13 protein-coding genes are annotated in these 14,845 nt (G+C 71.4%); 11 read left to right on the top strand and 2 right to left on the bottom strand.

The annotated features are described in order from the left end of the window. The first annotated feature begins 148 nt into the window (after nucleotides 1-148). The 10 genes from gatC (at nucleotide 149) to ACFVWD_RS06965 (ending at nucleotide 11,339) form a co-directional block, all read left to right on the top strand. Entirely contained in the window at nucleotides 149-445 is a 297-nt protein-coding gene (gatC, locus tag ACFVWD_RS07010) for an Asp-tRNA(Asn)/Glu-tRNA(Gln) amidotransferase subunit GatC (RefSeq protein WP_010984178.1), read from the top strand. Between the two features lie 5 nt (nucleotides 446-450). Next, complete coding sequence (gene gatA / locus ACFVWD_RS07005; protein WP_389594319.1) at nucleotides 451-1,956, top strand: Asp-tRNA(Asn)/Glu-tRNA(Gln) amidotransferase subunit GatA; 1,506 nt, start codon at nucleotides 451-453, stop codon at nucleotides 1,954-1,956. Further along, complete coding sequence (locus ACFVWD_RS07000; RefSeq protein WP_101400827.1) at nucleotides 1,953-2,195, top strand: hypothetical protein; 243 nt, start codon at nucleotides 1,953-1,955, stop codon at nucleotides 2,193-2,195. The genes gatA and ACFVWD_RS07000 overlap by 4 nt, the downstream gene beginning before the upstream one ends. 16 nt (nucleotides 2,196-2,211) lie before the next feature. Then, complete coding sequence (gatB, locus tag ACFVWD_RS06995; protein ID WP_389594318.1) at nucleotides 2,212-3,729, top strand: Asp-tRNA(Asn)/Glu-tRNA(Gln) amidotransferase subunit GatB; 1,518 nt, start codon at nucleotides 2,212-2,214, stop codon at nucleotides 3,727-3,729. A 245-nt stretch (nucleotides 3,730-3,974) separates the two neighbouring features. Continuing rightward, nucleotides 3,975-6,230 (top strand): MMPL family transporter, encoded by a 2,256-nt coding sequence (locus tag ACFVWD_RS06990; protein ID WP_389594317.1) that lies wholly within the window; start codon nucleotides 3,975-3,977, stop codon nucleotides 6,228-6,230. Beyond that, nucleotides 6,208-6,774, top strand: coding sequence for a GNAT family N-acetyltransferase (locus ACFVWD_RS06985; protein ID WP_389594316.1), 567 nt, complete (start codon nucleotides 6,208-6,210; stop codon nucleotides 6,772-6,774). Before ACFVWD_RS06990 ends, ACFVWD_RS06985 begins: the two co-directional genes overlap by 23 nt. A gap of 64 nt (nucleotides 6,775-6,838) precedes the next feature. Further along, the gene (locus tag ACFVWD_RS06980) at nucleotides 6,839-7,444 is read left to right on the top strand and encodes a hypothetical protein (protein ID WP_389594315.1); all 606 of its coding nucleotides are present in this window, start codon (nucleotides 6,839-6,841) and stop codon (nucleotides 7,442-7,444) included. A 234-nt stretch (nucleotides 7,445-7,678) separates the two neighbouring features. Then, the gene (locus tag ACFVWD_RS06975) at nucleotides 7,679-7,876 is read left to right on the top strand and encodes a hypothetical protein (protein ID WP_382184036.1); all 198 of its coding nucleotides are present in this window, start codon (nucleotides 7,679-7,681) and stop codon (nucleotides 7,874-7,876) included. A gap of 104 nt (nucleotides 7,877-7,980) precedes the next feature. Continuing rightward, on the top strand, nucleotides 7,981-11,064 hold the full coding sequence (locus ACFVWD_RS06970; protein ID WP_389594314.1) for an AAA family ATPase: 3,084 nt from the start codon (nucleotides 7,981-7,983) through the stop codon (nucleotides 11,062-11,064). A 38-nt stretch (nucleotides 11,065-11,102) separates the two neighbouring features. After that, nucleotides 11,103-11,339: a DUF6191 domain-containing protein gene (locus ACFVWD_RS06965; protein ID WP_389594313.1), complete on the top strand. Its 237-nt coding sequence runs from the start codon at nucleotides 11,103-11,105 to the stop codon at nucleotides 11,337-11,339. Between the two features lie 10 nt (nucleotides 11,340-11,349). On the opposite strand, the gene ACFVWD_RS06960 is transcribed toward ACFVWD_RS06965, so the two are convergent. Both ACFVWD_RS06960 and ACFVWD_RS06955 read right to left on the bottom strand, forming a co-directional pair. After that, nucleotides 11,350-12,501 carry a PQQ-dependent sugar dehydrogenase gene (locus ACFVWD_RS06960; protein ID WP_389594312.1) on the bottom strand — a complete coding sequence of 384 codons (1,152 nt, stop codon included), beginning with the start codon at nucleotides 12,499-12,501 and terminating at the stop codon, nucleotides 11,350-11,352. A gap of 114 nt (nucleotides 12,502-12,615) precedes the next feature. After that, nucleotides 12,616-13,623 carry an aldo/keto reductase gene (locus ACFVWD_RS06955; RefSeq protein WP_389594311.1) on the bottom strand — a complete coding sequence of 336 codons (1,008 nt, stop codon included), beginning with the start codon at nucleotides 13,621-13,623 and terminating at the stop codon, nucleotides 12,616-12,618. Between the two features lie 76 nt (nucleotides 13,624-13,699). On the opposite strand from ACFVWD_RS06955, the gene ACFVWD_RS06950 reads away from it, so the two are divergent. Continuing rightward, nucleotides 13,700-14,641 carry a 2-hydroxyacid dehydrogenase gene (locus ACFVWD_RS06950; RefSeq protein ID WP_389594310.1) on the top strand — a complete coding sequence of 314 codons (942 nt, stop codon included), beginning with the start codon at nucleotides 13,700-13,702 and terminating at the stop codon, nucleotides 14,639-14,641. Nucleotides 14,642-14,845 lie beyond the last annotated feature (204 nt).

The following is a 14,845-nucleotide window of genomic DNA, read 5'->3' as shown; positions in this document are numbered from 1 at the left end:
AACCCCCACCGGCGACTTCCACCTCGTACACGAACCGTCACGGGTGGTGCGGGTGGGAAAGGGGCCTGAGGCAAACCCGGGCGCAGGCATCGGCCTCGGACCCATAGGATTGGGCCAAACCACACACTCTCACCCAGAGGATCGCTGCATGCCTGGCATCACGCGCGAGGAGGTCGCCCACCTCGCACGGCTGGCGCGTCTGGAGCTGAAGGCCGAAGAGCTCGACCACTTCGCCGGCCAGCTCGACGACATCATCGGCGCGGTCGCCCGCGTCAGCGAGGTCGCCGACCAAGACGTACCGCCGACCTCTCACCCGCTGCCGCTGACGAACGTCATGCGCGCGGACGAGGTCCGTCCGTCGCTCACCCCCGAGCAGGCGCTCTCCGGCGCCCCGGCCCAGGAGCAGCAGCGTTTCAAGGTGCCGCAGATCCTGGGGGAGGACTAATCACCATGACGGACACCAACGTCAACATCATCAAGCTGACGGCGGCCGAGATCGCCGCGAAGATCGCCGCGGGCGAACTCACGGCCGTCGCGGTCACCGAGGCCCACCTGGCCCGGATCGAGGCCGTCGACGAGAAGGTGCACGCCTTCCTGCACGTCGACCGCGAGGGCGCTCTCGCGCAGGCCCGCGCCGTCGACGCGAAGCGGGAGCGGGGCGAGAAGCTCGGCCCGCTGGCCGGTGTGCCGCTCGCGCTCAAGGACATCTTCACGACCGAGGGCATCCCGACGACCGTCGGTTCGAAGATCCTCGAGGGCTGGATCCCGCCGTACGACGCGACGGTGACCGCGAGGCTGAAGGCCGCCGACGTAGTCATCCTCGGCAAGACCAACATGGACGAGTTCGCCATGGGGTCCTCCACCGAGAACAGCGCGTACGGCCCCACCGGCAACCCCTGGGACCTCACCCGTATCCCCGGCGGCTCCGGCGGCGGGTCGAGCGCCGCGCTCGCCTCGTTCGAGGCGCCCCTCGCCATCGGCACGGACACGGGCGGCTCCATCCGCCAGCCCGCCGCCGTCACCGGCACGGTCGGCGTCAAGCCGACGTACGGCGGGGTGTCGCGCTACGGCATGGTCGCGTTCTCGTCCTCCCTCGACCAGGGCGGCCCCTGCGCCCGTACGGTCCTGGACGCCGCGCTGCTGCACGAGGTCATCGCGGGCCACGACCCGCTCGACTCCACCTCCATCGACGCCCCGGTCCCGCCGGTCGTCGAGGCGGCCCGCAACGGCTCGGTCGCCGGCATGCGCGTCGGTGTCGTCAAGCAGTTCCGCGGCGAGGGCTACCAGGCCGGTGTCGTGCAGCGCTTCGACGAGGCCGTCGCCCTGCTGGGGGAGCTCGGCGCCGAGATCGTCGAGCTGGACTGCCCGTCCTTCGACCTGGCGCTGGCGGCGTACTACCTGATCGCCCCGTCCGAGTGTTCGAGCAACCTCGCCCGCTTCGACGCCATGCGCTACGGCCTCAGGGTCGGCGACGACGGCACGAAGTCGGCCGAGGAGGTCACCTCCCTCACCCGTGAGGCGGGCTTCGGCCCCGAGGTCAAGCGCCGCATCATGCTCGGCACGTACGCGCTCAGCTCCGGCTACTACGACGCGTACTACGGCAGCGCCCAGAAGGTCCGTACGCTCATCACGCGCGACTTCGAGAAGTCGTTCGAGAAGGTCGACGTCATCGTCTCGCCGACGACGCCGACCACCGCCTTCCCGATCGGCGAGCGCGCCGACGACCCGATGGCGATGTACCTCGCGGACCTGTGCACCATCCCGACCAACCTGGCGGGCAACGCCGCCATGTCGCTGCCCTGCGGTCTGGCCCCGGAGGACAACCTCCCGGTCGGTCTGCAGATCATCGCCCCCGCGATGAAGGACGACAGGCTTTACAAGGTCGGCGCCGCAGTCGAGGCCGCCTTCGTGGAAAAGTGGGGGCACCCGCTGCTCGAGGAGGCTCCGTCGCTGTGAGTAAGGCTCTGACAAAGGCCAAGGGCTTCAAGAAGTCCAAGTCCGGCACGTACCTGTCCATCGCGACCACCGCGTTCGGTGCCGTCGGCGTCGCCAAGCAGGCCAAGAAGGCCCGCACGGAGCACGACACGCTGCGACTCATCGACGCGGCGGTGTCCGCCGCCGCCATCGTCACCGGCCTCGCCATCCTCTACCGGGAGCTCAGGCGCCTGGGCGACGACGACGTCCTGCTGGGCTGAGAGGGAAGTTTTCACCGTGACCACCACGACCGACGAGCTGGTGTCGTACGAGGACGCTCTCGCGACGTACGACCCCGTCATGGGCCTCGAAGTCCATGTCGAGCTCGGCACCAAGACCAAGATGTTCTGCGGGTGTTCCACCGAGCTGGGCGCCGCGCCCAACTCGCAGACCTGCCCGACCTGCCTCGGCATGCCCGGCTCGCTGCCCGTCGTCAACGCGACCGGCGTCGAGTCCGCCATCAAGATCGGCCTCGCGCTGCACTGCGAGATCGCCGAGTGGTGCCGCTTCGCCCGGAAGAACTACTTCTATCCGGACATGCCGAAGAACTTCCAGACCTCCCAGTACGACGAGCCGATCGCCTTCAACGGCTACCTCGACGTACAGCTGGAGGACGGCGAGGTCTTCCGCGTGGAGATCGAGCGCGCCCACATGGAGGAGGACACCGGCAAGTCGCTGCACGTCGGCGGCGCCACCGGCCGAATCCACGGCGCCTCGCACTCGCTGCTCGACTACAACCGCGCGGGCATCCCCCTCATCGAGATCGTCACCAAGCCGATCGAGGGTGCGGGCGAGCGCGCTCCCGAGGTCGCCAAGGCGTACGTCGCCGAGCTGCGCGAGCTCATCAAGGCGCTCGGCGTCTCGGAGGCCCGCATGGAGCAGGGCCAGATGCGCTGCGACGTGAACCTGTCGCTGCGCCCGCACGGCCGCGAGAAGTTCGGCACGCGCTCCGAGACGAAGAACGTCAACTCGCTGCGCTCCGTGGAGCGTGCAGCCCGCTTCGAGATCCAGCGGCACGCCGCGGTTCTGGACAGCGGCGGCACGATCATCCAGGAGACCCGCCACTTCCACGAGGACACCGGGTCCACGACCTCGGGCCGCGTGAAGGAGGAGGCCGAGGACTACCGGTACTTCCCGGAGCCCGACCTCGTCCCCGTCGCCCCGTCCCGCGAGTGGGTCGAGGAGCTGCGCGGGGGCCTGCCCGAGCAGCCGCTCGCGCGTCGCAACCGCCTCCGTGAGGAGTGGGGTGTCTCGGCGCACGACATGCAGTCGATCCTGAACGCCGGTGCCATCGACCCGATCGTCGCCACGATCGAGGCCGGTGCGGACGCGGCGTCCGCCCGTAAGTGGTGGATGGGTGAACTGGCGCGCAGCGCAAACGAGTCGGGCAAGGCCCTGGAGGACCTGCCCATCACCCCGGCGCAGGTCGCCCGGGTGGCGCAGCTCGTCGCCTCCGGAGATCTGAACGACAAGCTCGCCCGCCAGGTCATCGAGGGCGTGCTCGCGGGCGAGGGAACCCCGGACGAGGTCGTCGACAAGCGCGGTCTGAAGGTCGTCTCGGACGAGGGTGCGCTGACCGCCGCCGTCGACGAGGCCATCGCCGGCAACCCGGGCGTCGCGGACAAGATCCGCGGCGGCAAGGTGGCCGCGGTCGGCGCCCTGGTGGGCGCGGTCATGAAGGCCACCCGTGGCCAGGCCGACGCGGCCCGCGTCAAGGAACTCATCCTGGAGAAGCTGGGCGTCAGCGAGGGCTGAGTACCCGTCAAGTACCCACCTGGGGGGATGCATCGGCTCCGATGCATCCCCCCAGGCGTGCCCGGGGCCCCTTGGTGCGACAGAGTTCATCGGATTGTCGTGTGAACTAACTCGCACTCTCGTGAGCAGACCCACGAATGAGAAGAACGATCGCTTCTGGCTGCAAGAGTGATGACGTATTCGTCATGCGTTCTTTGCGGGCAACTCCCGGTAAAGATCCATAAATCACTCAGGGAGCTTGTCCGTTGGCAGCCCTTGCACGCTGGTGTGTACGGCACCGCCTCGTCACCGTTCTGCTGTGGCTCCTCGCCCTCGGCGGGGTGAGCGCCGCCGCGGCCGTCACGGGCTCCGCGTACTCGAACAACTACGAGGCCCCGGGCACCGAATCGGGCCGCGCCGACCGGCTCCTGCAGCAGGGCTTCCCCGGTCTCGGCGGCGACAGCGACACCGTCGTCTGGCGGACCACCCCCGGCACCGTCCGCTCCGCCGCCGTCGAACAGACCATGACCCGCGCCCTCGACGAGATCGCCGCCCTGCCCGGCGTGGCCTCCGTCGTCAGCCCCTACGAAGGGCAGGGCACGGGCCGGATCAGCGGCGACGGACGTACGGCGTACGCCACCGTCACCTTCGACGGCCAGGCCGACGACATCTCCAAGAGCGAGGCGCAGGCCGTTGTCGACGCCGCCAAGGCCGCCGAGACCGACGGGCTCCAGGTGGAGTTGGGCGGCAGCGCCATCGGGCTCACGGAGTCCTCCGGCGGGCACCTCGCCGAGGTCGTCGGCGTGGTCGTGGCCGCCGTGGTGCTCTTCCTCGCCTTCGGCTCGCTCGCCGCCTCCCTGCTGCCCATCGCCACCGCCCTGGTCGGCGTCGGGACGGCGTACGCCTCGATCGTGCTCCTGGGGCACGCGATGACCGTCGCCGACTTCGCGCCCATGCTCGGCACGCTGATAGGCCTCGGCGTCGGCATCGACTACGCGCTGTTCATCGTGACCCGGCACCGGCGCGGGCTCAAACGCGGGCTTCCGGTGGCCGAGGCGGCCCGCAACGCCGTCGCCACCACCGGCCGCGCGGTCGTCTTCGCGGGCGCCACCGTCTGCATCGCCCTGCTCGGCATGCTCATCCTGCGGCTCAGCTTCCTGGGCGGTGTCGCGATCGCGGCCTCCTCGACCGTGGTCCTCACCGTCGCGGCCTCCGTGACCCTGCTGCCCGCCCTCCTGTCCTTCATCGGCCCGCGCGCCCTCAGTCGGCGCGAGCGGCGCAGGCTGTACGAGCACGGGCCCCAGCCGGAGCTTCCCACCGGACTCGCCGCCCGCTGGTCGGTGTTCGTGGAGCGCCACCCCAAGCTGCTCGGCGCGGTCGCCGTGGCCGTCATGGCGCTGCTCGCCCTGCCCACGCTCTCCCTCCATCTCGGCACCTCCGACCAGGGCAACAACCCGAGGTCGACGACGACCCGGCAGGCGTACGACCTCCTCGCCGACGGCTTCGGGCCGGGCGTGAACGGGCCGCTGACCCTGGTCACCCACGTCGGCGGCGCCGAGGACAGGCTCGCCCTCGACAGCCTGGACAGCACGCTCCGGGCGACCGCCGGGGTCGCTTCGGTGACCCCGGTGACGTACGACACCGGGGGCGACACCGCGTACCTCACCGTCGTCCCGCACTCCGCGCCGCAGTCCCAGCAGACCAGCGACCTCGTGGACCGGCTGCGCACCGAGGTGCTGCCGCGCGTCGAGGCGGGCACCGGGCTCGACGCGCGCGTCGGCGGCGTGACGGCGAGCTACGACGACTTCGCCGCCGTCATCGTCGGCAAACTGCCCCTCTTCGTGGGCGTCGTGATCGGCCTCGGGTGTGTGCTGCTCCTGCTCGCCTTCCGCTCGCTCGGCATTCCGCTGAAGGCCGCCGTGATGAACATCGCCGCCGTGGCCGCCGCGTTCGGGGTGGTCGTCGCGATCTTCCAGTGGGGCTGGGGGAGCGAGCTGCTGGGTCTCGGCCGCGCGGGTCCGATCGAGCCCTTCCTCCCCGTGATCATGGTGTCGGTCCTCTTCGGGCTCTCCATGGACTACCAGGTCTTCCTGGTCAGCCGGATGTACGAGGAGTGGCTGGAGACCGGCGACAACCGGCGTGCCGTCCGGGTCGGGCTCGCCGAGACCAGCCGGGTGATCAACTCCGCCGCCGTCATCATGATCTCGGTCTTCCTCGCCTTCGTGCTCAGCGGCGACCGCGTCATCGCGATGTTCGGCATCGCCCTCGCCTCCGCCGTCGCTCTCGACGCCTTCGTCCTGCGCACTCTCCTGGTTCCCGCCCTCATGCACCTGCTCGGCGGCGCCAACTGGTGGCTGCCCCGCTGGCTCGACCGGCGGCTGCCGCGCATCAGCGTCGAACCGCCCGAGTGCCGCGCCGCCCATGAGAGGCTGGCCGCTGCGACGGACGCCGAGGTGGCGGACGTACTGGAGGACGAGCTGGAGAAGGAGCGGCAGCAGGATGTACGCGATATCCCTGGGTGACGACGGCGCGGAACTGCGGCCCCTGGAGCCCTGGCAGGCGGAGGAGTTTCTCGCGCACCTGGACCGGGGGAGGGAGTTCATCGGGCAGTACATCCCCTTCGGGTCCAAGGCCACGGACGTGCCCTCCGCGCGGGAGACACTCCAGCGATACGCCGACATGCGCGCCGCCGACACCGGGTCCCTGCACGGCCTGTGGCTGGAGGGGAAGCTCGTCGGCGGGGTGCTCTTCCTGAATTTCGACGCCGAGCACGGCAACTGCGAGGTCGGCTGCTGGCTGGAACCCGCCGGCACCGGACGCGGTCTGGTCACCCGGGCGATGCGGATCCTCATCGACTGGGCGGTCGAGGAGCGCGGGATCCACCGTGTGGAGTGGATCGCCGCCTCGGTGAACGTGCCGAGCGTGAACGGCGCCCGGCGGCTCGGGATGACCCGGGACGCGGTGCTGCGGGAGAGCCACCCCCACCGGGGCGTACGTCTCGACATGGAGGTCTGGTCGGTGCTCGCGCCCGAGTGGCGGGCGGCACGCGCGCGTGAGCAACGATGATCTTGGTCGTCGCTCACAACGATCATTAAGAGACTTCTCAGACTCCGTCCGTACGGTGCGGGTCATGGGAACCAAGACAGTTGACGAAGCCGTGGACGCGAACGGCACCGAGGCAAAGAGCGACGAGGAGACCGTGAACGTCACCAAGACCGACGAGGCGCCGGACGCCGAGGTCGAGGAGACCGGCGACACCGAAGCCGAGGACGCCGAGGACCAGGCCGACCTCGACGCCGAGGCCCTGGAGGGCGAGGACGCCCCCGAGGCCGAGAAGGGCACCCCCGGCGTCGGCCAGGGTGCCGCCGCCGTCGTCTCCGCCGGCCTTGGCGTCGTGTCCCTCACCGGCAGCTGGGTCGCCACCGTGGCAGCCGCCCGCGAGACCCTCGTCGGCCAGCTGGGGACCTCCTCGACCGCGAGCGTCGCCAAGCAGGTCAAGGAGGTCTACGGCGACGCGTGGGCGACCACCGCGCTGGTCGGCGGCCTCTTCGCGCTGGCCGCGCTGATCGTCGGCGTCGTGGTCCTGGTCCGGCCCGCCTTCGGGGCCCCCGGCAAGCCGCAGGCCGCCTGGATCAAGTCGGTCGCCTGGGCGGGTGTCTCGCTCGGCGTCATCGGCCTGGTCCTCGCCGTCGCCAAGTACTCCGACATCATTCTCGGACTGCCGTCCACCAGCTGAATCCCCGGCTGAATTCCCGGCTGGATCTCCGGCTGAATTCCCGGCCGGATCTCCGGCTGGATCTCCGTACCTCTGAGGGGCCTTAGGGCCGCCGTAAGCCACTTACGGCCGCTCTAAGGCCCTTCGCGTGCGCAAGATGCGGAACTCTCCCGATGTGACGCACCCCCCTGGGAGACGAAGGTTGAGGCATCGCGGAAAGCGATGACGAAACCCACTCCTCACGAGGGACACGACATGTTCGAGTACGAGCTCCAGCAGATGCGATCCAACGAGCTGATCCGCGAGGCACAGAACCACCGCCAGGCGCAGGAAGCCCTCCGTGGCCGTCGCGCCGCCCGCCGCGCCGCCGCGCGCGAGTCCGGGCAGAACGACTCGGAGGGGCAGGCGCATAGCCCGCGTCCCCGCCGGCACCGGTTCGCCCGCGCCGCATGAGCGCGGGGGCGGGGGGCGGCCGTACGGGGGTCGGCCGCCTCCCAGCGAGCGGGGTGGCGGTCGCCCGCTCGATAACCAGTGCCGCACTGTCAGACCCCTGTGCGATGCTCGGGCCCGTGGAAACCAGGTCCGTCAGCCCGGTGTTCGTCGGTCGCACCGACGAACTCGGCGTCCTGCAAGACGCGCTCGCCCGTACGGTCACCGGGGGTACCTCCCAGGCGTCCAGCACTGGGGGAGAGCCGCAGGCGTTGCTTCTCGGCGGTGAGGCCGGAGTCGGGAAGACCCGCCTGCTAGAGGAGTTCGCCACCGTGGCCGTCCGCGAGGGCGCCGTCTTCGTGTGCGGCGGCTGTGTGGAGATCGGCGCCGACGGACTGCCCTTCGCACCGTTCTCCACCGCCCTGCGCGCCCTGCGCCGGCTGCTTCCCGACGAGCTCGCCGCCGCGGCCGCCGGACAGGAGGACGAGCTGGCCCGGCTGCTGCCCGAGCTGGGCGAGACCGGCCGCGGCGGACGGCCCGACGAGGAGGGCATGGCCCGCCTCTTCGAGCTCACCGCCCGCCTCCTGGAGCGCGTCGCCGCCGACCGCACCGTCGTCGTCGCCCTGGAAGACCTGCACTGGGCCGACGCCTCCACCCGCCACCTGCTGGCCTACCTCTTCCGCACCCTGCGCAGCGGCCGCCTCGTCGTCATCGCCACCTACCGCGCCGACGACATCCACCGCCGCCACCCCCTGCGCCCCCTGCTGGCCGAACTCGACCGCCTCCGTACGGTCCGCCGCATCGAACTCGGCCGCTTCAGCCGCGCCGAGGTCGGCCGTCAGATCGCCGGCATCCTCGCCCACGAACCCGACCCCGCCCAGGTCGACGACATCTTCGAACGCTCCGACGGCAACGCGTTCTTCGTCGAGGAACTCGCCGTCGCCGCCCACCAGGGCTGCCGCACCGGGCTCACCGACTCCCTGCGCGACCTGCTCCTCGTCCGCGTCGAGGGTCTCCCCGAGAGCGCCCAGCGCATCGCCCGGATCGTCGCCGAGGGCGGCTCCACCGTCGAGTACCCGCTGCTGGCCGCCGTCGCCCGGCTCGCCGAGGACGACCTCATCGAGGCGCTGCGCGCCGCCGTCGGCGCCAACATCCTGCACGCCTCACCCGGCGGCGACGGCTACCGCTTCCGCCACTCCCTGGTCCGCGAGGCAGTCAGCGACGACCTGCTCCCCGGTGAGCGCTCCCGTTTCAACCGCCGCTACGCCGAAGCCCTGGAGGCCGACCCCACACTCGTCCCGGCCGACGAGCGCGCCACCCGCCTGGCCAGTTACTGGTACCACGCGCACGACGCGGCCAAGGCCCTCCCCGCCGTCCTCGACGCGTCCGTCGCGGCCCGCCGCCGCCACGCCCACTCCGAGCAACTCAGGCTCCTGGAGCGCGCGATGGAGCTGTGGGAGGCCACCCCCGAAGCCGTACGGGACGAGCTGCGCCCCATCGACTACGTGGAGGTCTTCCCACCCTGTGGCTGCGACCCGGCCAAAACCCCCCTGCGCTACCTCGACCTGATGGCCGAGGCCGCCGTCGCGGGCCGGCTGTGCGGGGAGCGCGAGCGCGCCCTGAAGATCACCAAGCGGGCGCTGCGCGTCCTGGAGGACGAGGACGACCCCCTGCGCGCCGCCTGGTTCTGGACCCAGCGCTCCCGCCTGGTGCAGGCACAGGCCCGCGGGGACGGCTGGACGGAGCTCGCCACCGCCCAGGACCTGGTGCGCGGCCTGCCGCCGTCGGAGGTGCACGCCGAGGTGCTCTCCATGGTCGCCGCCTGGTGCATGCTGCACGAACCGGGCCCCGGCGCCCTCTCGGCCGCCGAGCGCGCCGTGGAGTACGCGCGCATGGTGGGCGCCCGGGACATCGAGCTGAACGCCCGGCTCACGCTCGGCGGCCTCATGGTCGACGCGGGCGACGTGGAGACGGGCATCGCGGAGATGTACGAGGTCAAGGAACGGGTACCCCGGCACGGCGCCTCCCACGTCACGGGGCGTGTCTACGTCAACCTGCCGTCCCACCTGGAGTCGGTCGGCCGCTCCCGGGAAGCGATCACGATCCTGCGCGAGGGCATCGAACTCGCCCGTAAATCCGGGCTGTTGGACACCGAGGCCTGGGTGTGGGGCAACCTCTCGGAGTCGCTCCACGCGCTCGGCCAGTGGGACGAGGCCGTCGAAGCCGCGCGCAACGCGCTGGGTGTCGGGCTCAGCGGCAAACCGTCCGGCAGCGGTGCCATGCGCCTCGCGGATCTCGCGCTCGCCCGCGGCGACCTCGCCGAAGCGGCACGTCAACTCACCGCCGCCCGCGCCCACTTCGGCACCCACGAGTCCATGCCGCAGTACTCGCTGCCCCTGGTCCGTACCGCGATCGGCATCGCCGCCGGAGAGGGACGCCTCCTCGACGCCCGCGCCGCTCTGGAGGACACCCTCGACGCGGGCTTCCCGCCCGGCACCCAGCGCGACGGCTGGCCGCTGCTGCTCGCCGCCGCCACCGCGGAGGCCGACGCCCGCGGACTGCCCGTCGCCGAAGCGGGCCGCGCCGGGACCCTGGAGCGGCTGCGCAGGGCCGCCAAGTCCCTGGCCACCGGAGCACCCGTCTGGCTCGCCCATGAACGGTGGGTACGCGCCGAGCTCCGCCGCGCCGAGGGCACGGCCGACCCGCACGAATGGTCCGAGGCGGTCACCGCCTTCGAACCGCTGGAGCGCCCCTACGACCTCGCCCGTGTCCGTCACCGACTTGCCGAGTCCCTGCTGATCGCGGGAGCCGACGAGGACGACCGGGCCCGCGCCACGGAGCTTCTGCGGCTGGCCGGCGCGGCAGCGGGCCACCTCGGCGCCCGCCCGCTCGCCGAGGCCGTCGCGCTCCTCGCCCAGCGGGCCCGCCTCGCCCTGGGCCGGGCCCCCGAGCCTTCGGCCCCGGCTCCCGCCGACCCGGCCGAGGCCCTCGGCCTCACCAGCCGTGAGCGCGACGTCCTGCGCCTCGTCGCCGCCGGCCGCAGCAACCGCCAGATCGCCGAGGAACTCTTCATCTCCCCGAAGACCGCCAGCGTCCATGTCTCGAACATCCTGGCCAAGCTGGACGTCTCGGGCCGGGGGGAGGCGGCGGCACTGGCGCACCGACTGCGTCTGTTCCCCCAGGAGGCCCCCACCGTCCGGACGGCGGGCTGAGGCATACGCTGATACGGACCCGGGCCGAGGGAGGCGCCGTGTTCAACATGTTCGAGGAGCTCTTCGCTCCAGGCCGCAAGCACACCAACGACGAACGCAAGCGACTCGAACTGAGCCGCGTGGACCTGAACGACGGGGACCCGGGCCGCGGCCCCATAGACCTGACCTCCGGCAAGGTGGTCGTACGACTGCCCAAGCAGGAGCGAGACCAGGAGCAGGAGGACGGGCAGGGCGACACGGGGGAGGAAGCCGTGTCGGAACCGGACGAGTCCTGAGGCCGGACGCCTACTTCACCTCCAGCTCCAGAATCCTGTCGTCGCCCTTCCCTGGGCTGCCGCGGCCGTCCGTCTCGCTCGTCACGAGCCAGAGCTTGTCGCCGCCCGCCGGGACCACCGTGCGCAGCCGGCCGTACTCGCCCTTCAGGAAGGCCTGCGGGGCGGCGGCGGCCTCCGTGCCCTTCAACGGGATGCGCCACAGCCGTTGGCCGCGCAGCCCCGCCATCCAGATGGAGCCCTCGGCATAGGCGATACCGCTCGGGGAGGCCTGGTCCGTGTGCCACTGGGCGACCGGATTGTGGTACTTGGGGTCGTCGCTCCTGCCCTCGACCACCGGCCAGCCATAGTTGTCGCCCGGCTTGATCTGGTTCAGCTCGTCCCAGGTGTCCTGGCCGAACTCGGAGGCCCACAGCCGCTGCTTGTCGTCCCAGGCGAGGCCCTGCACATTGCGATGGCCGTACGAGTAGACCACCGAGTTGTCGAAGGGGTTGCCGGGCGCGGGATCGCCGTCCGGTGTCATCCGCAGGATCTTGCCGCCCAGCGCTTTCGTATCCTGGGCCTGCCCCCGGTCGCCCGTCTCGCCCGCCCCCGCGTACAGCATCCGGTCCGGTCCGAAGGCGATCCGCCCACCGTTGTGGATCATCCCCTTGGGGATGCCCTTGAAGATCGTGTCCGGCGCCCCGAGCTGCTCACCGGACGGCTTCTTCTCGTCGTACAGCATGCGGACGATGCGGTTGTCCGAGGCCGTCGTGAAGTACGCGTAGATCATGTGGTCGGAGGCGTACGCGGGGGAGAGCGCGATGCCGAGGAGGCCGCCCTCGCCGGCGGGGGCCACGCCGGGCACCTGGCCCAGTTCGGTCTTCCTGCCCGTCTCCTCGTCGACCCGCGTGATCGTCCCCTTGTCCCGCGAGGACACCAGCAGGCCGCCCTCCGGCAGCGGCGCCAGGCCCCAGGGCGACTTGAGGTCCTCGGTGACGGTGCGCACCACCTTCACCGAGCCCTTGGCGGGCGCGGCCGTCTCGGTGGCCCGCGGGGCGGACGACGTCCCCGTTCCCGTACCGCTCGACGACGGGCTCAGGCCGCCGATCGGCGCCCCTCCTCCGCCACCGGAGGAACAGCCGGCCGTCACCACCAGCGCTGCCGCGGCCAACACGGCCTTCATCACTCGACGTTGCACGATCAGAGGTCCCTTCGACGCGGCGGTCCTACTGTTCATACACCGCGTGGGTCCCAGGGGTTCCCGAACCCGGACACCCGGTCCCTCCGGAGCGGGGCCTCAGTCCCAGGACCCCCGCGCCCCCGGCAGCGCCGCCACCTCCGCCAGGTCCTCCGCCGTCAGCCGCAGTCCGGCCGCGCCCGCGTTCTCCGTGACCCACCGCTCCCGCTTGGCGCCCGGCACCGGGACCACGTGCCGCCCCTGGGCCAGCACCCAGGCCAGCGCCACCTGGGCCGGCGTGACCGCGTTCCCGAGGTGGCCGTGGCGCCGGGCGATGCGCCGCAGCCCGACGACGATGGGCTGGTTCGCGGCCATCATCTCGGCCGTGAAGCGGGGGTGGCGGGCGCGCAGGTCATCGGGCTCGAACCCCTCGCCGGGGGTGAGCGTGCCGGTCAGGAAGCCGTTGCCGAGGGGCATCGCCGCCAGGAAGCCCACCCCGCGCGCCGCACACCACGGCAGCAGCGCGTCCAGCGCCTCCGTCGACCACACCGACAGCTCCGCCTCCACCGCGCTCACCGGGAAGACCTGCTGCACCCGCTCCAGTTGCCGGATCGTTCCGTCGTGCAGCCGCGCCCCGGAGCGACGGGCGGACCGGGCGCCCACCGCGCACAGCCCGAGCGAGCGCACCTTTCCGGCCGACACCAGGTCGGCCATCGCGCCCCACGTCTCCTCGACCGGAATCTCCGGGTCCGCGCGGTGCAACTGGTACAGGTCGATCACATCGGTCTGGAGGCGGCGCAGCGACGCGTCGCACGCCCGCCGCACATAGCCGGGGCGCCCATTGGCCACGATGTGCTGCTCGCCCACCAGCAGTCCCACCTTCGTCGACACGAAGGCCTCGGAGCGCCGCTCCTTCAGCACCCGCCCCACCAGCAGCTCGTTGGTGAAGGGCCCGTACATGTCGGCCGTGTCGAGCAGTGTCGACCCCCGGTCGAGCGCCGCGTGCACCGCGCGCAGCGACTCCTCACCGCGCTGTCGCGAACAGGTGTACGCCCAGCTCATCGGCATGCACCCGAGCCCGATCGCCCCCACATCGAGCGTCGCCGCGCCGATCGTCCTGCGCTCCACCTGGCCCTGCCCCTCCTTCTTCCGGCACCCCAACCTAGCCTCTGCGCGACCAGGCACCTGGCATAGCCTCCTGACCATGACTTCCGATGTGTGGCTTCCCTTTCACGCCGACGCGATCGAGGGCCTCCCCGAGGGCCTGAGCTACCGCTTCTGGGACGGCGACCAGGAGTTTCCCGCGGATCCCGCCGACTGTGAGTTCTACGTCGTCCCCTATATGAAGGCGCCCGGCGTAGGGCAGCGGCCGCTGGCCGAAATGACCTCCCTGCGGGTCGTGCAGACGCTCTCCGCCGGGGTCGACCACGTCCTGCAGGCAGTGCGGTCCCTGCCCCCGGGCGTGCAGTTGTGCAACGCCCGTGGAGTGCACGAGGCGAGCACCGCCGAGCTCGCGCTCACGCTGATCCTCGCCTCGCTGCGGGGCGTCCCCGACTTCGTACGGGCGCAGGACAAGGGGGAGTGGCACTCCGGATTCCATCCGGCGCTGGCCGACAAGTCCGTACTGATCGTGGGCTACGGCTCGATCGGGTCCGCGATCGAGGACCGGCTCACGCCCTTCGAAGTGGCGCGGGTGGCGCGCGTCGCGCGCTCCGAGCGCACCACGGCGCGCGGTCCGGTGCACCCACTCACGGAACTGCCCGTACTGCTCCCCGAGGCCGACGTCGTGGTGCTCTCCACGCCCCTCACCGACAGCACACGGGGCCTGGTGAACGCCGAGTTCCTGGCCCGGATGAAGGACGGCGCGCTGCTGGTGAACGTCGCCCGCGGGCCGGTCGTCGACACCAAGGCGCTGCTCGCCGAGCTGGACAGCGGACGCCTCACCGCGGCCCTCGACGTCACCGATCCGGAGCCGCTGCCCCAGGGACATCCCTTGTGGCAGACGCCCGGCGTGCTCATCAGCCCCCATGTCGGCGGCCCCACCTCCGCGTTCCTGCCGCGCGCCAAGCGGCTTCTGACCGCGCAGTTGAATCGTTTCGTGAACCAGGAACCCCTGGGCAACGTGGTCCTTACGACGGGCGCGTAGCCGACTTCGGGCACCCTCCGCAGTCCTGCGAATGCGGGCGGTGTCCGTGCGACCCCTGATCGTCACGGAGCGTAGAGGAACTATGTCCCTGAGTGACGAGACTGGTGTATCGTCCCGACAGGGGCTGCGCCGCGCACCGTTCGGCGCCGGGGATGGACATTCGGACTGCGAGGGGGGCGACGGGCGATGCACGGCCTATGGACC

The sequence above is a fragment of the Streptomyces sp. NPDC058086 genome (genome assembly GCF_042885015.1).
Lineage (GTDB): Bacteria > Actinomycetota > Actinomycetes > Streptomycetales > Streptomycetaceae > Streptomyces.
This window is presented reverse-complemented; position numbering and strand designations above follow the sequence as displayed.

Excerpts from the sequence above, each read along its gene's own strand:
- ACFVWD_RS06950 (WP_389594310.1), top strand. The coding sequence starts at position 13,700 with ATGACTTCCGATGTGTGGCTTCCCTTTCACGCCGACGCGATCGAGGGC.
- ACFVWD_RS06980 (WP_389594315.1), top strand. The coding sequence starts at position 6,839 with ATGGGAACCAAGACAGTTGACGAAGCCGTGGACGCGAACGGCACCGAG.
- ACFVWD_RS06975 (WP_382184036.1), top strand. The coding sequence starts at position 7,679 with ATGTTCGAGTACGAGCTCCAGCAGATGCGATCCAACGAGCTGATCCGC.
- ACFVWD_RS06985 (WP_389594316.1), top strand. The coding sequence starts at position 6,208 with ATGTACGCGATATCCCTGGGTGACGACGGCGCGGAACTGCGGCCCCTG.
- ACFVWD_RS06960 (WP_389594312.1), bottom strand. The coding sequence starts at position 12,501 with ATGAAGGCCGTGTTGGCCGCGGCAGCGCTGGTGGTGACGGCCGGCTGT.
- ACFVWD_RS06970 (WP_389594314.1), top strand. The coding sequence starts at position 7,981 with ATGCTCGGGCCCGTGGAAACCAGGTCCGTCAGCCCGGTGTTCGTCGGT.
- gatC (WP_010984178.1), top strand. The coding sequence starts at position 149 with ATGCCTGGCATCACGCGCGAGGAGGTCGCCCACCTCGCACGGCTGGCG.
- gatA (WP_389594319.1), top strand. The coding sequence starts at position 451 with ATGACGGACACCAACGTCAACATCATCAAGCTGACGGCGGCCGAGATC.